General features: G+C 43.5%; 16 protein-coding genes. 8 read left to right on the top strand and 8 right to left on the bottom strand.

The genetic code is table 11. From position 1 onward, the window contains the following. Positions 1-142: 142 nt before the first annotated feature. The 8 genes from NST85_RS01900 to NST85_RS01865 form a co-directional block, all read right to left on the bottom strand. Positions 143-1,888, bottom strand: a complete 1,746-nt coding sequence (locus NST85_RS01900) for a glycoside hydrolase family 35 protein (protein ID WP_127195300.1) — start codon at positions 1,886-1,888, stop codon at positions 143-145. A 52-nt stretch (positions 1,889-1,940) separates the two neighbouring features. After that, positions 1,941-3,185, bottom strand: coding sequence for an anaerobic sulfatase maturase (locus NST85_RS01895; RefSeq protein WP_341188376.1), 1,245 nt, complete (start codon positions 3,183-3,185; stop codon positions 1,941-1,943). Next, on the bottom strand, positions 3,182-4,570 hold the full coding sequence (locus NST85_RS01890; protein ID WP_127195054.1) for a sulfatase: 1,389 nt from the start codon (positions 4,568-4,570) through the stop codon (positions 3,182-3,184). Before NST85_RS01890 ends, NST85_RS01895 begins: the two co-directional genes overlap by 4 nt. A gap of 38 nt (positions 4,571-4,608) precedes the next feature. Continuing rightward, on the bottom strand, positions 4,609-5,139 hold the full coding sequence (locus NST85_RS01885; protein ID WP_341188374.1) for a hypothetical protein: 531 nt from the start codon (positions 5,137-5,139) through the stop codon (positions 4,609-4,611). Continuing rightward, positions 5,123-6,499: a beta-N-acetylhexosaminidase gene (locus NST85_RS01880; protein ID WP_341188373.1), complete on the bottom strand. Its 1,377-nt coding sequence runs from the start codon at positions 6,497-6,499 to the stop codon at positions 5,123-5,125. Before NST85_RS01880 ends, NST85_RS01885 begins: the two co-directional genes overlap by 17 nt. 109 nt (positions 6,500-6,608) lie before the next feature. Further along, entirely contained in the window at positions 6,609-8,249 is a 1,641-nt protein-coding gene (locus NST85_RS01875) for an extracellular solute-binding protein (protein ID WP_341188372.1), read from the bottom strand. 61 nt (positions 8,250-8,310) lie between these two features. Then, the gene (locus tag NST85_RS01870; RefSeq protein WP_341188371.1) at positions 8,311-9,210 is read right to left on the bottom strand and encodes a carbohydrate ABC transporter permease; all 900 of its coding nucleotides are present in this window, start codon (positions 9,208-9,210) and stop codon (positions 8,311-8,313) included. Positions 9,211-9,232: 22 nt separating this feature from the next. After that, on the bottom strand, positions 9,233-10,171 hold the full coding sequence (locus NST85_RS01865) for an ABC transporter permease (RefSeq protein ID WP_127195046.1): 939 nt from the start codon (positions 10,169-10,171) through the stop codon (positions 9,233-9,235). A gap of 257 nt (positions 10,172-10,428) precedes the next feature. Here NST85_RS01865 and NST85_RS01860 point away from each other — a divergent pair, with 257 nt between their 5' ends. From NST85_RS01860 to NST85_RS01825, 8 genes are all read left to right on the top strand, one after another. Then, the gene (locus tag NST85_RS01860; protein ID WP_341188370.1) at positions 10,429-10,791 is read left to right on the top strand and encodes a response regulator; all 363 of its coding nucleotides are present in this window, start codon (positions 10,429-10,431) and stop codon (positions 10,789-10,791) included. Next, positions 10,772-11,857 carry a helix-turn-helix transcriptional regulator gene (locus tag NST85_RS01855; protein WP_341188369.1) on the top strand — a complete coding sequence of 362 codons (1,086 nt, stop codon included), beginning with the start codon at positions 10,772-10,774 and terminating at the stop codon, positions 11,855-11,857. The genes NST85_RS01860 and NST85_RS01855 overlap by 20 nt, the downstream gene beginning before the upstream one ends. Next, positions 11,854-13,638, top strand: coding sequence for a sensor histidine kinase (locus NST85_RS01850; protein ID WP_127195048.1), 1,785 nt, complete (start codon positions 11,854-11,856; stop codon positions 13,636-13,638). Before NST85_RS01855 ends, NST85_RS01850 begins: the two co-directional genes overlap by 4 nt. A 232-nt stretch (positions 13,639-13,870) precedes the next feature. Next, positions 13,871-15,205, top strand: a complete 1,335-nt coding sequence (locus NST85_RS01845; protein WP_127195049.1) for a sugar ABC transporter substrate-binding protein — start codon at positions 13,871-13,873, stop codon at positions 15,203-15,205. Positions 15,206-15,221: 16 nt separating this feature from the next. Further along, on the top strand, positions 15,222-16,562 hold the full coding sequence (locus NST85_RS01840; RefSeq protein ID WP_127195050.1) for a carbohydrate ABC transporter permease: 1,341 nt from the start codon (positions 15,222-15,224) through the stop codon (positions 16,560-16,562). Then, positions 16,559-17,428: a sugar ABC transporter permease gene (locus tag NST85_RS01835; protein ID WP_127195051.1), complete on the top strand. Its 870-nt coding sequence runs from the start codon at positions 16,559-16,561 to the stop codon at positions 17,426-17,428. The genes NST85_RS01840 and NST85_RS01835 overlap by 4 nt, the downstream gene beginning before the upstream one ends. A 229-nt stretch (positions 17,429-17,657) precedes the next feature. Next, complete coding sequence (locus tag NST85_RS01830; protein WP_127195052.1) at positions 17,658-19,313, top strand: SWIM zinc finger family protein; 1,656 nt, start codon at positions 17,658-17,660, stop codon at positions 19,311-19,313. Then, positions 19,310-22,288 carry a DEAD/DEAH box helicase gene (locus NST85_RS01825; protein WP_127195053.1) on the top strand — a complete coding sequence of 993 codons (2,979 nt, stop codon included), beginning with the start codon at positions 19,310-19,312 and terminating at the stop codon, positions 22,286-22,288. The genes NST85_RS01830 and NST85_RS01825 overlap by 4 nt, the downstream gene beginning before the upstream one ends. Positions 22,289-22,490: the final 202 nt, after the last annotated feature.

Raw genomic sequence — 22,490 nt, 5'->3', positions numbered from 1 at the left:
CATACCAACCGATAACGGTTACTTCGACCAAGCGAAAAGGTTGTCCCAATAATGATTTTTGGGACAACCTTGTTTACTTAAAAAGAAAGATGCACTTAAGCGAGACAAAATTCATACAAGGGATAAACTGAAATAATTTACTTTATCCGAAATCCGGTTTATCCACAAAAGTAACGACAGGCTCCATTACACCATGTAATTCGAACAGGATTAGTTCGTTTTCACCTTGACGGAGAAGCGGCGCCGGCAAGTACAGCGTTTTTGTCGGACCCTTCTCCCAATAACGACCTAAATTAAAGCCGTTAATAAAAACTTGTCCTTTACTCCATCCGTCCAGTCTCAAGAAAGTATCCGTTAGCTCGCTGACTTGAAAGCTCCCCCGATAGAAACTTGGCTGAAGACGTTCTTCGCCATCCATTGGAGCGAATGACAATCCATTAAGATCTGTTAACGGCAGAGAGCGAATGTTCCAATCGTGTAAGAATTGATAGCCGAGCCTTACGCCGCACGTTATGCCTTTCGGATCACGAAGCTGTGGGCCATAATTCACGCGTCCCATGTTTTCTACAAGAATGTCGATTTGTAATCCCTCGGCAGGTACCTCCATTGGAATTCCTCTCGGATCCCAGCGTTCTACAGTACCGGCAAAAGTTCCATTGGCGAAGACTAACGCACGGTCGCGTACTTCTTGCAGAACGAGCTCCATGCCGATGCGTGGTCCAGTGATCTTCGTCGAATACAAGATGAACCCATAAGACTGACCGAGTTTTTCCATTGGCTCCGGACATGCTTTACGTACAGGATGAGACAATGCGTCTAACTGGGTGAACAAGGGCGCTGATTCTGTCATCTGCAATTTGCCGTAAGCCCCTGACTTAATGAATGGAGGCAATTCCAGCGGTGGTAACTCTACATATTTCTCGATAATTTTTCGAACTGCGTAGAATTTTGCCGTCGGCTTACCTGACTCGTCCAGTAGCGTATCATAATCGTAGCTGGTTACGATAGGTTCATATTTATCAAAAAGATTCGCACCATTCATAAATCCAAAATTCGTTCCTCCATGGAACATATAGAAGTTAACGGAGGCCCCTAAAGTCAGCATCTCGTCCAAAGTCTCCGCCACTTCAAATTCGGGACGGGTGTGATGCGGCTTCATCCAATGGTCAAACCATCCATTCCAAAATTCCATGCACATTAGCGGCCCCGTAGGCTGATATTCACGCAGTTTAGCGAAGGATTCCTTTGCCCGCGAACCGAAATTTACCGTGGCGAATACCCCGTCGATCATACCTCCTTGCAGCATATGATCTTCAGCTCCATCTGAGGTGAACAGCAAAACATCCATGCCGCGGGCGATCATACCTTCTTTCAGATAATTTAGATAAGCTTTGTCACTTCCAAAGCTTCCATATTCATTCTCTACCTGAAGGGCAAGCACGGGTCCTCCATGGGTGCTTAGCAAAGGTTGCAAACGTGGAAGTAGCTCGTCGAAGTACGCATCCAGCTTGGATAAATAAGCCTTATCTTCACAACGCAACTGCATGTTATCATCCGCAAGCAGCCATGCAGGCAATCCGCCGAATTCCCATTCAGCACAAATAAAAGGACTTGGACGCAAAATCACATGCAAGCCAAGTTCTCCGGCAAGCTGAACAAAAGCCTCGATGTTTGCAATGCCTTCGAAATAGAAGCGACCTTCCTCCGGTTCATGTAAATTCCAAGGGATATAAGTTTCAATGGTGTTCATTCCACAAGCCTTCAGCTTTAGCAAACGATCCCGCCAATATTCCGGTACGATCCGGAAATAATGAAGAGCACCAGAAAGTAGCTGTAATGGCTGGCCATCCAATAGAAAGTGATCACCTGATATGGATAATTTCCGCATAATATTCTCCTCCAACATTGCAATTGACATAAGATTAGGTTGAAAGATGCACTTACAACGATTGGCAGCAGCTCTTGAACTTTTTCCCGCTCCCGCAAAGGCATGATTCATTTCGACCTGGAAGCGGATGACCCATTCTTCTGTACTCCTGCATCTGCTCCGCTTTGAGCCGGTTCGCGAGCGAAATCATCCGTTTATAAGCATGTGAATAGAACATTTTGTAGCTTTGGCAGAAATAATCCACCTCGGTACGATCGTTAACATCTAACCAATTCCGGTTGCGGGGACACCCTCCGTTGCAAAATCTAAGGTATTCACAAGTCCGGCAGGCTTCATTCATTTGTGGCTTCATCCGCAAAAAGTCATCATACACAGGGCTTGTAAGCAGTGACTCCAGGTCCGTTTGACCGATATTCCCTAACCTGTGCTCTTCATCAATAAAGAAATCACAAGGGTAGGCATCGCCATTCGTCTCAAGCACCATCATCTTCGGACAGCATGAGCTGTGAACGCACAGCTCCGCCTGACGATGCATAAATACAAGCAGCATATTCTCAAAAATACGTATGGGCAGCTCAGGATAACCTTCGTTATACCACAAGTCAAATGTGCGACACAGAAATTGCCCGTACTGTTCAGGTGTAATCCGGAATCGTCCAGGCATACCGCTCTTCTGCGAAACAAAATCCATACAAGGGATAAACTGAATATAAGGAAATTGTTGTTCTTGGTAAAATGCCATCAACTCATCCGGCTTCGTCACGTTATCTTCATGAATCACCGACAAAATGTTATACTCCACACCGGCATCCTGTAAATGGCGAATCCCACGCATGACCAGATCAAAACTGCCTTTCCCCGACCCCGTTACCCGGTGTGCATCATGAATAGGCTTAGGACCGTCCAGACTAATCCCGATCAGAAAGTTATACCGTTTAAAAAATTGCGCCCAATTTTCATTAATAAGAGTTCCATTAGTTTGTAACGCATTACTAATCGTCGTATGTGGTGGTGCATACCTTGCTTGCGCAGAAATCACTTGCTCAAAATACGGAAGTCCCGCCAATAAAGGCTCGCCCCCCTGCCAAGAGAAAGTAGCTAAACCTGATGACCTATCCATGTACTGAGAGATAAACCGCTCCAGAAGGGCCGTATCCATCACTCGAATCGGTTGATGAGGATGACCTCCTGCTGTGCTGTAATAGCAATAATCGCAGGCTAGATTACAATCCTCGGAGACTGTTTTCCACATGACATGCAGGTTTTGTGGCCACGAGGTCTGTGCACATGCACTCATCGTGCATGGCTTCTCCATTGCAAATAGTCCCTTGCATGAAGAGGGCCCCCTTCTTTCATAACTACCCAAAGCGGATCCTCGGTATATGGCATCGTGTTCATCATTTGATCATGCCACTCATTTAACAGATAAACGGCCTCTCGGCATAGTTCTGGATGCGTTTCAGCAAGATTATTCTGTTCATGTGGGTCCTGCTTCAGGTTAAACAACATCTCATTCTGAATGTCAAAATGTCCTGTATGGTACGTCCGGATATACAAATAATCTCCAAAACGGATACCTCGTTGGCAGACATGCGCACACTGCGTAATAACTAGATAAGGCTGAGGGCAATTTTCTCCCCTTAGGATACCGGGTGCAAGACTGGACCCGTCCCAAGAGGCCGCAGCAGGCTTACTCATTAATTCCGCAAGGGTAGGAGCGAGATCCAGTTGATAGTGTAAGTCTTCATCCACATGGCCCTGCTTGCAACCTGGCCACCTAATGATCATCGGTACGCGGCAGGTTGCATGATCAGCCGTACCATGCTCGCAATAGATGCCAAGCTCCCCCAAATTCTCCCCATGATCTGCACTAATAATGATGGCCAGATCATCCATTACACCTTCATTTCTGAGCGCATCAAACAGCATCCCAATATGGCTGTCCATGTAGCGGACTGCACAATCATAGCCGTCAATAATACGGTGAACGCCTTCCATATCGTGAACCTTATCAGGCTGTCTCGGATATCCTGGCCTAACAAACATATCAATATTGCCAAGGCTGCAGGGGCCATCCTTCTCTAGATGAGAGCTCACGACTTCCTCTGACAGCCAGGATGGCAATGCCTCATTCTCAAACGGATTACCAAATTCTTCAGGAGCACGATAGGGTGTATGCGGATCCCAATAATTGATATGTAGGAACCAGTTGTCTTGTTTGGCATTTCTACTAATCCAATCTAGCACAACAGGGGTTACCTCTTCCGCAGACTCCAATCCACATCTACCTGTGTTGTATACTTCCGAAAAACCAGCGTTAAAGGTCCAAGCCCCATGTCTTTCCGCAAATGGACTGATCGATACCGTTCGCATTCCTGCTTTTTTAAGAAACGCCGGCAGACTTTCCTGTCCAAGGATATCGTGAAATCCACGACTCACACCTTCTCTTCGCATGTCGGCAGCCGTTCCACCGTGGGCGTTAACACCTGTATGAATCCCAAACCTACCTGACATTACCGCTGTTCTAGAAGGCAAACATGGAGCGTCAGAAGTGTAACAGTTATCGAATCTCACTCCCTCTGCAGCAATAGAATCAATATTGGGAGATGTGTTCCGGTGATACCCATAAGCTCCCAGATGATCCGGTCGTAATGCATCCAGATCCAGATATAAAATTCGCATCATCATTCTCTCCTTTACTTAGCGGCTGTTCCAACTTTTTATACACCTGCGATAACCGAAGTCGTCGCAATTGTATGCCATAAGTTCGCGCTCATAGCCACCGTGGTACCATCTTCTTTACGGCCATCAAAATATAAGCGCTCCTGTTCTAATTCTTCCAAGTTTGGAATCACACCGTTCAGATACATATCCAACCTCCAGCTCGTCGACTCCAGCCGTTGCATTAATCCGCCCATGCGAAGATCGAATACGTCTAATCCGAAAATTTTATTCTCACTCATCCATTGGGCTCGGTACGCTGATATGAACCGTACAGCTCGACTTTTCAGCTCGGGTAGTATTTCATGTGCATACCTCTTCAACGTGGTTCGATCTCCGTTTAAATAAGCGTTTCGTAGGTTAATCCCCGCATCAACTTTCAACTCTAGCAGTAGGCAAAGCGCATACTGCGTCTCGAAGACCATCTTCCACTGAAGGTTTCGCTCGCCCGCCTCCTTCAGCATTGGGGCAGCCTGCCGATAATGCTCCGCGTAAATCTCAGGTATAACATGCTTATCGAATATTCCCACACAGAATATCCTGATATAGCAAATATTTAGGGGGATTAACAGAAGAACCTCCTGGAGCAGGGTTGTCTGGAACCAGGCCCGCGATGTCCAGATTCATAAAATCATCATAGACACCTCCGGTACAAGTCATGAACCGCTTACTAAGGTGTTCTTCATCTGACCGGTTCGTATAACTGAGCTCCGCCCAAAGTTGTAGTGATGGAAGAATTGCAAATAGCGAGTTTTCCGCACCATTATCTCCCCACCCCGTCACCAGTACATCCTTAATTCCATTCTCTACGCAACTGTTATGTGCCATGACACCAATATGGTGGCTAAATTGATTGTTAGGTGTAAAGCCCATCCACTTCCATGCCCCACCCGCGAAAACAATTTTGTCGCTGAGTTGTTTATGTTTCTTCAGCATGGCATCATATTTCGCTTGTTCCTCCGAATAATAATCCCAATAGACCAAGCTGATATCTTCCGGAATCATTTCTACGATATCTGTCCGTATCTGACTATCAGCATCGTAATACTCGCCCGAACTTGCTAGCCTAAAGAACATGTCGCTCCACATCATAGGCTTGTAGCCATATCGTCTAGCGATTTCCATAACCTTCCCGAAGTGTCTCAGCATTAACTTAGACCGATCCTGATAACCATGCTTGTCTAGGTATTTGCCTAGCCCCATCATATGAGCTTCATCCATCCCAATATTGATATTCCGGCTCGTCAAATTCTCGGACATGGTAGCAAACATCTCTTCAATTAATTCATAGGTGTGAGGGTCATCGATCAACAAAATATCATTGCAATCCACTAGATGTGCATGCTCTTGCCATCTCAGTGTAGTACCCAAATGGGCTAAGGTCTGAATACAAGGTACAAGCTCAATACCGAACATGGCCGCATAGCGATCCATCTCTCTAAGTTCTTCCCCGGTGTAACGACCTCTCATATAACCGAAGTATGGGTAATCCTTCAATTCATAAGTATCTTCTGTATACAATTGAATTGTTGAATACCCCATCAACGCCAATCGACGAACCAACTCCTGATAAGCCTGGGCATGAAGCACCGCATTCCGCGAGCAATCTACCATAACTCCCAAGCTATCATAGGCGGGGAGTTCATGAATATCGAAGACCACTTCTTGCTTGATTCGCTCTCTCCACAATCCAATCGCACGGATCAATTGATGTGCTTCTCCATACGTAATACACCCTTGACTATCGTCATTTCGGATATGAATTCCTGTGCCCGTTTGCTCTATATGCATAGGAAAGCCTACATCATCCAGCTGGATATCCAGAAGCTGCGCTACCTGCGATACAGCTAACAAATGCAGGTCATTTAATCCTGTTATGGTTATGTTCATCTCTTCATCACCTCATAGATGTGCTAGTATATGCCCTTCTATTTCTGCTATATACGAAGGCAACTCCCTGAAAGTAAGAACCTTCAGGAAGTTGCCTCTTAACTATTTATTACTTCATACCTTCTTCTGCGGCTTTAGCGTTGACTTCTTCGATCATCTTATCTAAGCCCTTCGCTCGGTAGTCCTTCATAATTTTTTCCCACGCCTGCTCAACAGGTTCACTGGATAACATAACCTTCAAAAGATCATCATGATCCAAGATGGAGAACTTATCCTTGGTCGGTGTGGACATATAAGTTAAACGAATATTATAATCTGGAACTTTGGTATTCTCCAGAATCCAATTAATATACTCAACGGCATCCTTACGAATATTTTCGTTAGAAATGGATGGGTTATTCATATCGTAGCTGTCAGAAGTTTCGTAGGAAACAAGGTTTTTAAAGAACATTCTCGTTGGATATTTCTCATCAAGCGATGTCGTTCCAATCATTACCTTCTTGTCACCCTCAACCTTATAATCCACATCCAGCTTTCCATAAGTCAGAAGGTCCTTCCCTTCAGGGGAAAGAACGTAATCGTACAGTGCCATAATCCGATCCATTTTCTCGTCGCTTACATCAGCACTGAAATAACTCTCTGACCAGTAGGTCTTGAAGATTGCGTGGTTGCGTTCGCCATCCGGCCCAATCAACGGCTTAAGCACTTTGACGTTATCCGTAATTTCCGTATCTGGGTAAGCTTCTTTCCAACGTTTTAAGTAAATATCCTTATTATAGTTAACATAACCGCCACCGATTAGAATCGCAGCTGCTTTACCCGAAGCGAACTTGTCATATGCTACATCTGGTTTAGTAAGGGCAATATCTGGATCAATTAGATTGTTATCATACATGTCTCTCATATTCTGTAGAGCCGGGAGCGCTTTCTTCGAGAATACGGCAGGAATTAACTTTCCATCTTCCTCAACCCATTTGAAATCGCCTCCACTTCCGTCACTAGTGGCAAGAGGATTACCATACAACCAGAACAGACCGCCAATCATTTTCACCTGTCCTGCTGTAAGACCTGTAACTTTCTTTCCTTCTGCATCCTGTTTTACGATAGCATCAAGCATGGCTTTGAACTCATCCCATGTCTCAGGCTCTTTGGTAATTCCAGCTTTCTGAGCCAAGTCCCATCTGTACAGAACAGATCTATCAAGCGCACTCCAGTCTACACTAGGAAACATCCGCCGCGGAACCGTATAGTGCTTGCCTTCGACGCTTAGCCCTGCGATGTCGGGCGTTTCAAAGAATTTCGCCAGACTCGGATATTTGGTTAGATCTGGAAGATCCTTGACAACGCCCTGATCAACCCATTTCCTCTGATACTGAGTTCCAAGTGCATCAATAGCAAAGATATCAGGGAGCTGACCGGAAGAAGCCCACATCTGAATCTTCTGGGCATAATCATCCCATGTGGTATTGACTGGCTTGATCTTAATGTTAAACTTATTTAAAATTTCTTGGGCAATCGGATCCTGATCAATCTTGGAAATCTCGGAATCAATATCCCAAAATGCTATGGAGATCTCCATAGGTTCCTTATACGGATTGTCCGAATCTACGCTCGAACTGACTTCTGAATTCTTTGATGCATTACCGCTTGTGCTTCCTGCATTGTCGCTACTACCGCAGGCCGATAACAAGCTTGCTAGCAACGTGGTGCATGCTACGAGAGTGATTAACTTATTTCTCTTTACTTGCATTGATGAATCCTCCCTTTGTAATTGCATATTAGGATAAAAATAAAGATATATTTGTATTTCCTTATCCCTTAATGGAGCCAACCATGATTCCTTTGTTAAAATGCTTTTGTAGGAAAGGGTATACCACGATAATAGGGACACAGGTAATCACAATGGTGGCCATTTGCAGCGCCGGGGTATAAACCTTAGCTGAATTGCCCTTTGCAGCCATATCCATGGCCATGGTGTTTAGTAATGAATTCGATGTAATTAAAGTCTCTCGAAGATAGATTTGCAATGGTGCCTTCGAAGAATCACTAATGAAGATCAACGCATACCACCATTCATTCCATCTTTCCACCGCATAGAACAGACCAAATGTAGCTATGAATGGTGCTGATATCGGTAAGATGATTTTAAGCAAAATATACATATCATTTGCTCCGTCCAGCTTGGCTGATTCTTCAAGACTCTCAGGGATCGTACCAAAATAATTCTTCATTATAATGAGATAGAAGGTATTGAGTCCCGCCGGTATAATCATGACAAGGATGTTGTTAACCAGGCCGAGTTCCTTCACAACAAGGTAAAACGGGATTAAACCTCCGTTAAAAAACATCGTGAAAAGGATCAAACTAAGCATTCCGTTTCTACCCGGCATCCCTTTTTTAGATAGGGCATACGCACCTGCAACGGATAGGCACATACTAAAAGCCACACCTGCTACCAGCACAATGACAGAGTTCATGAACGAAGTCCAAAACTTCAAATCCGACATAATAAGCTTATAAGCAGATAGATCGAATGACTTAGGTAAGATATATAAATTGCTCTTACTTATAACATCGAACCTCGCAACCGAGACAATAAGTACGTTATAGAATGGAAAGAATGTGATCAGGGTGAGTAGCCCTAGAACGATGTAGGCTACGATGTCAAAAGTACTCCATTTTTTTCTTTTCTTCTTCATCACGGCACCCAATTTGGTATCCCCCTTATTCTGTTTAATACAAGCCTTCCTCACCGAGCTTCTTCACAATCTTATTGGCTGTTACCAACAGCAATACGCTAATAAATGACTTCATAATCCCTACTGCTGTGGTATATCCAAAGTCCCCGCCGGTTGTAAACGATGTTCGATAGATATAAGTGTCGATGGTATCCGCAACGGAATATACAGGCGAGCTATAGAGATTGAAGATTTGATCAAAGCTTGCACCTTGCGACATCAGTTGACCAACGTTAAGAATCAGGAGAATGGCTACCGTACTCTTAAGGCCAGGCCATGAGATATGTAATAACCTTTTAAATCGATTCGCCCCATCCATTTCGGCTGCCTCATATAACTCGGGATTGATTCCCGCAAGCGCTGCCAGATAAATGATAGAGTCCCAACCAATTTCCCGCCAGATATGCGTAATATATAAAATGGGCCGAAATGCATTTTCATCTACCAGAGGGGATATCGCTTCTCCACCAAACATCACGATCAACTGATTGAATATTCCCTCTCTGCTCATAAGATTGACGATGATACCCGACAAAACAACCCATGAGATAAAATGTGGAAAGGTTAAAATCGTCTGGAAAACACGTCTTGCTACGGTTCGCGAAAATTCATAGAGGATAATAGCCAAGATGATCGGTGTCGGGAAGTGAGTCACTAGCTTCACCAGACTGATCAGAATCGTATTAAAAAAGGCACGTCTTAATTCCAGATCAGTCAGAATAGTTTGGAAATGCTCCAAACCTATCCATGGACTTCCAAAGATACCCTCTCTATAGTTAAATGTCTTGAATGCCAGCGTGACCCCATACATCGGAGCGTAACTGAATATTGCGTACCAGATCAAAATAGGTAAAACCATAATATAAAAGTACTTATATTGGAGGATCGTTTTCCATAAGCTCTTTTTATGTACCTGATTCGTCATTTTAGCCATCCGTTTTTCGCCGCCTTTCGCTATTATTTATAAATTGATTCTGCATCGTGGGGGCTATGTGTTAAATTATAGGTACATTACGAATAGGCGGGTATGGACAAATAATTCTTATCATTTGGATTTTTCAATGAAAGTGCTTTCAGTTTTGTAATATCTGAGTTTTATACATATAAATCGTAGTTTAGTCTATACCAATCATGTCCTACCACTATTAGGATCGACTTATGGGTATCGTTTACAACAAGGGGGGTGGCAACATGTATAAAGCTATCGTTGTCGATGATGAGAAGTGGATAGTCGAAGGAATCAAGGCTGGTGTGAACTGGGGAAAATACGGGTTCGAGGTCATCGGCCAAGCAGATAATGGGTTGGATGCGCTCCAATTGATCAAGACCCTGCATCCAGATCTTGTACTCACAGATATTAAGATGCCGGAGATGAATGGCCTAGAGCTAATTAAGAATGGACGGGTTGCCTCACCAGAAACCTTATTCGTGGTGTTGAGCGGCCATGCTGAGTTTGCATATGCACAGAGGGGCCTTAAACTATGGCACCTTCGGTTACTGCCTGAAACCCTTCGAGATCGAAGAAATTCACAGCATGTTAGCAAGGGTGGCTGATTCTTTAGAAGAAAAGTTGAAAGCGTCATCACCCTCATTTTCCGTAGACATGTACGAGGCTATCTGTTCAGGGAATACAGTAAGGATGAACCAACTCCTTGTAGATTACGAGATGCCCCTTCATCACAAATCCCAAATTACGCCGATTGTAGTACAAGGTGCTGATCTCGTATCAGCTAGCCAAGACGTAAAGCAACTCAGCTTTTTCATGAACCACCGCCGCCAAGGCTACCTTGTCCGCAATGAACATAAAGAAGCTTTCCTTCATAAATGGAGTCTTGCACATCCAAGCGGTTCCTTTAGTACAGGTGTGGGCTATCCCATATCGGATGTTGCAGAATTGGAAGCTTCACTCGAAGCCGCTTCACTCGCCGCATATGGCATATTCACTACGGGTAAGACTGGTATCTATAGAGCTACCCATCAAACCAGTGGTCCTATCAACGAAACTATCAAGCAAATTAACTACGCCCTTGATCACAAAGACCGGATCCAATTTGTCGAAATTCTGGAGTCCTCAAGAGACTTGTTCCACAATCTAACCTTTACAATTAAAGATGCTTATTTGATTTATACGGCGGCGATGTATCTCTTTTTTCGCGAGGGCAACCAAATGAATAGCCGTTTTTTCGAAGGATACGAACAGATGTATACGCATTACGGAAATGTTGATGTCATGATCGACGAAATGATCAAGGAAACGCATGGTCATTTCACAGAGGAAGTATCAGCTTACGTGGTGAAAGTGGCCCACAAGAAGGTAAAAGAAATCGTATTTCACCTCCACGAAAACTTTACCCAAGAAATAACAATCCAAGGCCTAGCAAGCAAATTTTATCTAAGTCCCAATTACTTATGTCAATTGTTCAAGAAGGAAGTTGGAGAAACCATCGTGGAGTATGTGTCCCGTCTGCGGATTGAATATGCCTGCAAGCTTTTGAAAGAAACTGACTACACCATCCAGCAGGTGGGAGAAAAATGCGGCTTCCAGGACTATTTCTACTTTACAAGAATTTTCAAACGATATAATAAAATTACACCTACACAATACAGGGTGACAAAATGAAATCCTTCAAAAAGCTATCCATTCGATCGCAGGTCATGATTATTGGCTTTGTGATCATCGCAATGATTCCCTTCGTTATTATTAGGGTCTATCAGCAAGCCAGCATGACAATCATCAATCAGAATACACAATACAATACGGAGCTTGTATCCTTGCTGAAGCAAAAGCTGTCTGCAAACTATGCTAATGCTTCCAATTTAATGATGAATCTTGGCTACGATACAACCGTACAGACTTTATTAATCGAGACTGATAAACTCAAGATGTATAACCTTTCAAAGAATGTCGAGAGTCTGATAGGTGTGGTGAAAAATACAAATAAAGATATTCTTGATATTGCTATCTTAGGGCGTTTGAATACGCAGACGCCCTTTTCCGGAAAAATGAATGATATAAATAAGGTCATGGAGCAGGCTGAAGATGATGGGGCCGTCCACTATATCGGATATCGTAAAGAAGATAATAAAATACCAAAGGATAACTTCTTGTTTGGCATGAATATTTATTCCTATGGTGATACTTCCCTATATGGAGAAAAAGTAGGCTTCATCGCTATCGCACTGGATGTTAAGTCTATTAACACGGAGCTGGAACGTTATCCCCGCCTGGCGGACACAACCTTCATCATGATGGATAATCAAGAGATTGTATATACCAAGAGCAAAGAGGATAATCAACTGATCGATCAATTCAAACAGGCAGGATTGCAGGCAAGTAGTGATAAAGCTTATATGGCCAGCATCGATGGTAAGAAATATGCAATTCAATCTTTTGATCTGCCGGAAATTTCGGGAAGCATAGTTACAGCCGTACCGATACACAGCTTGATAAAGGAGCTGGATACTTTAAGGAGAACCAGTTATATATTACTGGTGGTTACACTGCTCTTGTTCACCGTTCCCTATACCGTACTCATGATGAATATTCTTAAACCGCTTACCAAGCTGATGCGCTTCATGGTAAGGCTAAAGTCCGAAAATCTGGATGTCCTGCATTCCAAAGTTTCCCTTGAAGGTTATGCGGAGATTGAGGTCATATCCAACGAGTTTAATACCATGCTCGAGAGAATCAATGATCTGACCGGGCGCTTGATTGAAACCACGACTAGGTTATATCAAGTGGATTTGGAAAAGCAACGAGCGGAATACGCCTATCTGCAAAGTCAGATCAATCCGCATTTTCTGAGCAATACACTCGATTCAATTAAAGGAATCGCCATCGTCAGGGGCAATCAGGAAATTTATGAAATGACAAATGCGTTAAGCACGATGCTCCGGTACATTATCAAAGAGAAGGATGAAGTAAGTTTAGGAGAGGAACTCAAGATTGCAGAAGCCTGCGTCAAAATTCACCAAGGCCGGTTCCCAGATAAAATGACGTTCGAGTTCTATTGCCCTGATGACTTGCTCCCTATTCCCGTACCTAAAATGTTCATCCAACCCATTCTGGAGAACGCGCTCAGTCACGGGCTAGAGCCTCGTGGCAAGGGAGGCTCACTCCTACTCCGTGTGGAGAGGTGTGACAAGAGCCGCCTTGTCATTACTATTACTGATAATGGAGTAGGCATCGCCCCCTATCGCCTTTACGAATTAATAGAAAGATTAAATAGTAAGAATGTTACTTCAACTGAGCATATTGGCGTACAGAATGTACATAATCGGATATGGCTGAAATATGGCGATCCCTATGGAGTCAACATCCACAGCATTGAGGGACAAGGCACAACCGTTGTTATTCAGCTCCCTATTTCCCCTGAGGAGCAACAGATATATTCCATCTAGTACTTTCAAATAAATCCATCGTATGAATAGGTCAGCCAGAAATTTCTGGTTGGTCTATTTTTTAAGTTTAATTGAACGAAGGTAATGGGGAAAATGCAATTGCTTGATCATAGAGCAAAAAATACTAGGCAAACATTCTTTCAAATTTCACTTCTTTTTTTATAAAACTAACATAGCCTATATCATCGCAAACGTTTGCACTTACCAATAAACATGCAAAGGGGAATAGGCAATGAGAAAATCAAGAAATTTAACCCTCATATTTGCACTAGTCATTACTGTAGTACTTGCTGGGTGTGGAGGAAACAACAACCAGGTAGGAAATGCTAGTAAGACTACAGACACAACTCAGACGGAACAAACGACGAGTCCTGAACAGTCCGTTAACAATGCAACAACTACTCCTACTGAGCCAGAAATTGAAAAAGATGCCAAGCTCCTTGTATGGGATAATGGTGGCTCGGATGAGGATTGGGCGAAAATGGTTGCAGAAGAATTTACGAAGAAATATAACATCCCTGTTGAAGTTCAGGTCGTATCTCAAGGTGATGCACCCACAAAGCTACAAACAGATGGACCTGCGCTGCTTGGAGCAGACGTGTTCCTAGCACCACACGACAAGATCGGTGGACTCATCTCGGCAGGGTTGGTATTGGAGAATTTCTACCCTGATGAATATAAAAGTGAGTTTATGGAGGCAGCGATTACTGGTACTTCCATAGATGGAGTTCTATATGGTTATCCAACTGCAATAGATACGTATGCATTATTTTATAATAAAGATTTGGTTAAGACGGTCCCAGCAACCATGGATGAACTCATCGAACAATCGAAAGCGTTTACAGACAAATCAAAAGAAAAATATGGATTCATGATGTTGGTTAATGACTTCTATTTCCTACATGCCATCCTTGGCGGATATGGTGGTTATGTATTCGGAGATAAGAACACGAACAGTAGTGACATCGGTCTTAATAATGAAGGGGCCGTCCAAGCAGGACAATTTATGCAGCGGCTACACAAAGAAGTACTCCCTTTATCAAGTGCAGATATTAATGCCGCAGTTAAAGAAACTCTGTTTATTAATAATAATTTGTTGTTTGATATTAACGGTCCTTGGGCAGTTGCAGCCTTGCAGGAAGCCAAAGTGAACTTCGGTGTTGCTCCCCTTCCTAAACTTGATAATGGAAAGTCGCCAACCAGCTTCTCAGGAATTCGGGCATATTACGTAAATTCGTACACCAAATATCCGGAAGCCGCGTCGTTATATGCTAAATTTGCGACAAGTGAAGAAATGCTGATGAAAAAATTCGAAATCTCCGGCCAAATGCCTCCACGTACTCGTTTGCTTGAAAATGAGAAAATTAAAGACAATGAGATCATTAAAGGTTTCCTTGATCAAGCCACCGTATCCGTACCGATGCCAAATATTCCTGAGATGGCCCCGGTATGGGGAGCAATGGGTAATGCCTTTACTGTTATTTGGGATGATAATGCAGATCCGAAAGAAACATTGGACAAAGCTGTTACCCAAATCAATGAGGGAATCACCTTATTGAATCAGTAGTTGAAGGGAGACGCATATGAAATTGCTAATCGCTCCGGATGATAGAGAAATTTCAAGCAATAAACCAAAAATAAGTTTGTTTCTATCCTTACTGTTCATGGGTCTTGGACAATTATATAATCGCCAATTTGCTAAAGGTATTTTACTGTTCTTGTTGGAAATTTACGTCCTTATTTTCTGGAGCAAGCCGATTGGGAAAGGGATATGGGGATTAATTACGTTAGGGGATCAACTGCAAGTACGTCAACGGGGACGGGTTCTTGAACAAGGTGATCATTCCATCTTCCTTATGGTTGAAGGGATTATCTACTTGTTGGCAATACTCCTGCTCATTTGCTTCTATATCTTCAACATCGGAGACGCCTATAAAGTTAGAAAGGGGATACTATCCGGTATCCCCGTCCATGATATTCGGCATTCACTTAAAAATGCCTGGGAACGGGGATATGTGTATTTCTTATTAGCACCAGCAATTATATTTACAATGTTTCTAACGATCCTTCCTCTTCTGTTCGGAATATTAATTGCCTTTACTAACTATTCTGGTCCAAATCATCTGCCGCCAAAACATTTGGTGGATTGGATTGGACTGAAGACTTTCTCTAATCTGTTCAATCTGAGAAATTGGAGTCATACATTCCTCGGTGTAGTGAAATGGACACTTCTATGGGCTGTACTAGCAACAATAACAACCTATTTCACGGGATTATTCTATGCCTTAATCATCAATGTCAAAGCAGTGAAGTTTAAACGCATGTGGAGAACAGTCTATATTTTACCATGGGCCATCCCCGCCTTCGTATCCATATTAATATTCCGCAATTTCTTCAATGCCGAATTTGGACCACTTAACGAATACTTAGGTTTGCTCGGAATAGAGAAGATCCCTTGGCTTGCAAATCCACACTGGGCAAAAGTCTCGCTTGTATTCGTAAATACTTGGTTGGGGTTCCCCTTTTGGCTTGCCCTAATGTCAGGGGTACTTACGAATATAGATAAAGATATGTACGAAGCGGCTGAAATTGATGGGGCAAGTCCTTGGCAGCGATTCAGCACGATTACATTCCCACTTGTGTTATTCGCAACAGCACCTTTATTAATTATGAGTTTTGCTAATAATCTCAATAACTTTAATATTATTTACTTATTTACTGAGGGCGGCCCAGTCAATATGGATTACAGCTTTGCAGGCTCTACAGATATTCTCATCTCATGGATCTTTAAATTGACATTACAGCAGAATCAATTCAACACAGCTTCTGCGATTTCGATACTAATCTTCATTATCATTGCCGTGTTCTCCATTTGGAACTTCAGGCAGACACGAGCCTTTAAGGAAGAGGATATGATCCAATGAAGCCGAACCAACTGATTCTTAAGCCGTCCATTCGTCAGTCGCTGAAACATAAATTTATATTATTTTTGATATATTCCATTCTTATTATCACTGCAATCGCCGTACTTCATCCTGTTCTGTGGGTAATCCTAGGTTCCTTCAATCCAGGAGATACGATTAGTGCTACTTCTTATATTCCAAACAATCTTACACTTGTTCATTATATCAACTTATTTACTGAGACCAATTACTTCATATGGTACAAAAATACGTTGTTCATTGCGGTCATGAATATGATCCTCTCAACATTATTGATCGTGTCAGCGGCGTATGCATTCTCACGCTTTCGTTTCCCTGGGCGTAAACAAGGACTGATGGTCATGCTCATACTGCAAATGTTCCCCTCGTTTATGGGGATGATCGCTATCTATATTCTCCTCCTGCAATTGAACCTGTTAGATAACCTATGGGGACTCATTCTCGTTTATGCTGGAGGATCGATTCCGTTCGGAACATGGCTTGTCAAAGGATTTTTCGACGGGTTACCCCGCAGCTTGGAAGAGGCAGCCAAGATTGATGGAGCCTCTCATACAACGATATTTGTCCGAGTGATGATGCCACTGTCCGTACCGATGTTTACGTTCATTGCAGTCTCTAATTTTATCGGCCCATGGATGGATTTCATATTCGCACGACTCGTCATTCTATCCGATCGCAACAAAACGCTCGCCGTTGGATTGTTTGAAATGATCACAGGTCGAGCAAACAATCAGTTCACAACCTTTGCAGCAGGAGCAGTTCTTGTTGCCGTTCCAATTACGATTCTGTTCCTAGTGTTGCAAAAATATATTATTGAAGGCCTAAAGGCAGGAGCAAATAAAGGTTGATAGGCTAATAAAACAACAACTTAACTTGAAGATGTGACTAACGGCTCTCAAAGAGAAAATGAGGGCTTTTTTTTATCCTCTTCTCCATCTTATTATACCAAGCTTATGACGGATACATCTCTGTTCGCAGGACTCACGTTACGCTAGTGCGTTTAATTCATTATTAAAATCGAATATAATAACTAGATAATATCTATATTTACACATCACTCCCTTAGGAGAATCAATAATGAACCCAAATTATACGCTGGACGATACAGGGTGGCAGGCGCTTATTCATACTGTTGGTGAGAAATTCAATGACCTTACGATAAAGCGTGGATTTCAATATTTTAAACAGGAACGTGTTCGTCCCTTAAAAATTTCTGATACCGGACATGTTGAAGCCCTTGTTGAAGGTAATGATGATGATCACTATCGTGTCGATATCAATCTGGACTCCTTATCCGCAAGTCACTGTACTTGTCCTGTTCCATCACATTGCAAACATATGATTGCCGTCCTGCTTGAGTACGTCAGCTTGCAAGGGCGATCTGTTCATGCGCTTGTCAATGCCAATTCAACAGCTACCTTCAAACAGCCTGTGAAGTCTTCAAGCTATGATAATTCTAGCTACACAAATAAGATGGCAATAGATCAAAAGGCAGCTCTCTCCACTAAATTGCAGGAACAAGCCAGCAAGATACCTAGCATGAGTATTTTTCAATGGCATGAAGTATTCAAACTTAGTATTTCGCCTATTGGATTTAACAGTCCTAATGCTCAATATGCCAAGAACGCCTTAGCGTCGATATATACGATACAACCACAACTATCACCGGCACTGGAACAGTTATTTGAGCTGCATGCTCACCTCTTTGTGCTTGAGAGACTAGTCAAACCATCACAGCATATTCCATCAAACGCTCCAATGTATATGGGCTATTACACACAGATTGCTGCAGATGATATGCAAGGAGAGATTAAGCGGATATTTACCAAGGATCTTGCCATTTCGGATGAATCTGAGCATTGGATCCGCATTACTGAAACCTTATCCTACGCACGCAGTCTCATGCTACAGGAATCCAAGAGTCTCAAATACTTCGCCGAGGTCTATGATCAGCTCTGGTTAAATTGGATTGGGCCCAACCTCAAGGATAAGACGATGTATTTAGAAGAATTGCATCATCTGAAATCGTCTGAAGATGCGCTCGGAAACACACTTTCACGGCTTCCTTGGTTATTAGCTCAGAGCCAAATGTACTTCTATTTAAATCAAGATGAACAAGCATGGGAACTGTTGCAATCAGCTAACAAAGGATCGATCATTCCTCCGAGTCGGTTACTCCATTTCTTACATGCTCTTGCTACAGCTGAAGAATGGTCTAGATTACAGGCTTGGCTCATCAACATCGGTCCTATGCTCAGTAGTCTTCGGGAGGAACATCTAACCGAGTATATGGAGTTTTGGGAGAAAGTGATTAGGCATTCACCTGACTCCGAGCAACATATGTGGAAGAGTCTCATCAGCATGTTACCTTATTCGAAGACCGTATATGAAGAAACGTTACTCGCCTATGGTAAATGGCAACAATGGATGGACTATCAACTTAGTACGGGGAAAGAACCACTAGAATTCCGTGTCAGTGTCATGCAACCCATAGACAAAAATGCACCCGAGCTACTACTTCCCTTTTATCATCAGGCTGTTGAAAGATATATTCTGCTCAAAAATAGAGTTAGCTATAAAGCAGCCGTTAAACTGTTAAAGCGGTTAGCTAAGCTATATAAAAAAATGAAGCAAGAGGAACGCTGGGAAGAATTCATCACCACGTTCGCCAGTCGTCATAGTCGTCTGCGTGCGCTGCAAGAGGAGCTTCGAAAGGGGAAACTGATATCATGAGCCAATACACAGAAGCCATCACAGTTCATATCAGTCTCAGCGCTTACGGGGATGCTCTTATTTACGGATCTACGCAAGCGGGTAATTACGTAACTGGACTGAACTTGAAACAACGTTTGTTCGCTTGGCATGAGGCTTCTTTCTATGGAACAGAGCTAGAGATTCAACAAATTCAAGAGGTTGAACTTGTCCTTCTTCCCTCCGAGCATGTTATCCCTTTCTTCGCAGATCGCAAACTTCTGGAGCATATCGATTGGTTGTGGGATGAAGCGTCCGAACCATTGATTCAGCTTGCCCCTGCGTTAGCTAGTTGCATAGAAGAGAAGCAATTTATCCCTAGCTTAATTGCCTTTCAGGGAGGAAAGCTTCAATGGATTTGGGATGAGGGAAGTTTGGATACTGAGGCAAAAAAGGCCCTATCACAGATAGGTAGCGTCAATTCTGATTTCATCAAGGGACTACATGCCGCCTTCTCATCTGCTGTATTTCAACGCTGCTATGGAACAGAAATTAACGCTGCAGATTTACGAAGCGAATATCCGCTACTCTTTGCTAAGGACGGCGCAGTTGCAGGTTTGGATGAGCAAGGATGGCTTATTTCGATTGGCTGGAAAGCCGACACAGCACCTTTTCGCACTCTTTTGCAATTGCTTGAACCCGATGATGAAGAGCCATTTTGGCGCCTTAATTTGGTACTGCAGGACAAGCTTGATCCTGTGGTACTTGTTCCAATTCGGCTTGCTGAAGATGGTCATGTATCTGGTCTATGGCCGGATTCTTGGTCAAGCCATATTAGTGAACGCTCCGCTGGATGGCTAGAGCATTTACGTGCCAGTCTCCCAGCGGAGCAATGGGCCGAGCATAGCGAAGATGTACTTAGCAAACCACTATCCGATGAAGCAGCATGGCAATTCTTGACGGTAGACAGCCGCCGTTTGCTCGAAGCAGGCTGGCAAGTGCTGCTTCCTGCTTGGTGGGAAGCAGCTAGCCGCAAAAAGCCAAAGCTGCGTGCTAAGGTTCGTGCGGGGGAAGCTAGCGAGGGCAGCCAAGGAAGCAAAGGGAGCTCTTTGTTCGGACTTAACTCCATTGTCCAATTCGATTGGCGCATTGCCATTGGAGAGACACAGCTCACCGAGGCTGAATTTGCCGAGCTAGTCGCTCGCAATGAACGCTTAGTCCAATTTCGGGGACAATGGATTCCACTTGATCCGGTCCTACTGGCACAAATCCGTCAAGCTATGGATGGCGTGGACAGTTCGCAGGGACTATCCTTTCAGGACATTTTGCATCTACATCTGTTGGATAACAGCAATGTATCTTACGGCGGCAGATCACCTGACCAACCTGAGGAAGAGGAGGAGGAATCCTCACGGCGCATCCAACTTGGGGTTGAGTTAAATGAACATCTGATCAAACTTATCAGTCAACTTAGCAGACAGTCTGAATGGCCTAAACTTGATGAACCCCTTGGATTAAAGGCGGATCTACGGACTTATCAATATGACGGATATTCCTGGCTGGTCTTTTTACGGCGTTTTGGTCTAGGTGCGTGCCTTGCAGATGATATGGGGCTTGGAAAGACTGTGCAGTTCATTGCTTATTTATTGCATCTAAAAGAGACACTCAAGGATGCCGATACTAAATTGCCTTCTCTCTTGATCTGCCCCACTTCAGTACTCGGGAATTGGCAGAAGGAATTGAGTCGATTTGCGCCTTCACTTAAGGTCATGCTCCATTATGGAAGTGGACGCTCTAACGAAAAAACTTTTCATGAAGAAATTAGCCAAGCAGATATCATCCTAACCTCTTATGCCACAGCAACTCTTGATCAAGAGTTACTGAAGGAATTTACATGGGAATCGCTATGTCTAGACGAAGCTCAAAATATCAAAAATGCGCAAACCAAACAGTCATCTGCCGTACGTAGTTTTCCCGCCAACCATCGTATTGTGCTTACTGGGACACCTATAGAAAATCGGCTTTCAGAGCTTTGGTCTCTATATGACTTCATTAACCCAGGCTATCTGGGTAGTGCGCGGGCATTTAATACTCGGTTCATTCAAGCGATTGAGAAAGACCACGATGAGGAAAGAACGATCCAGCTACAGAAGCTGGTGAAGCCGTTTATGCTTCGTCGCAAGAAAAAGGATCCTGCCATCCAACTCGATTTGCCTGATAAGAATGAAATGAAAACCTACATTCAACTTACAGTCGAGCAAGGTACGCTCTATGATCAAACCGTGAATGACTTATTGAATAAAATGAAGGAGTTAGAGGGGATCGAAAGAAAGGGAGCAATCTTAGCAACCCTTACTCGTCTTAAGCAACTTTGCGATCATCCGGTCCTGTTAACGAAGGAGTCCTTACCTGATATTCAAGGGGATGAGGATAGCTCATTAGTCACCGAAATGTTAATTAGTCGTTCGTCCAAACTGGAACGCTTGCTCGAAATGGTCAAAGAGCTGCGAGATGAGGGTGAACGTTGCCTTATCTTTACACAATATATCGGTATGGGAGAGATCCTGAAGCATGTCCTCCAGCGGGAGCTTGAGGAACCTGTACTCTACCTGAATGGAAGTACTTCCAAGACCGCACGTGACCGCATGATTGATCAGTTTCAATCACAGACACTGCCACCTGCTGAACAACCGAATGTATTTATTCTTTCGATTAAAGCAGGAGGCGTAGGCCTGAATCTTACAGCAGCCAATCATGTTTTCCACTTTGACCGCTGGTGGAATCCAGCCGTAGAGAATCAGGCTACGGACCGCGCCTACCGAATGGGACAGACCAAAGATGTGCAGGTACACAAGTTCATCTCGCTGGGTACGCTGGAGGAGCGCATTGACGAAATGCTTGAGAATAAGCAGCAGCTCAGCGACAATGTCATATCCAGTACCGAGAACTGGATTACCGAACTGTCAACCGATGCACTCAAAGACCTGTTCACATTACGACGTGATTTTGTCGGTTGAGTACCACAATGCTTTGGTAAAGCGGAGATTTGAAGTTGTCATTGATGCTCAATTAGTAAATTCTAACTGATCTCACGTAAAAGAAGAGCCCCATTTCTGGGGCTCTTCCCTTTCAATACGTTGTGGTTGGACTTAGCGGATAGAATAGTGATAACTTCATCTCAATGCGCGTACCAACAGCGAACATGTATTCACCCGAATT

Origin of the sequence: Paenibacillus sp. FSL K6-2524 (assembly GCF_038005525.1) — a bacterium.
GTDB classification, from domain to species: Bacteria; Bacillota; Bacilli; order Paenibacillales; family Paenibacillaceae; genus Fontibacillus; species Fontibacillus anaericanus.
Note: the sequence above shows the minus strand (reverse complement) of the source record. Positions and strands in the feature narration are given on the sequence as shown.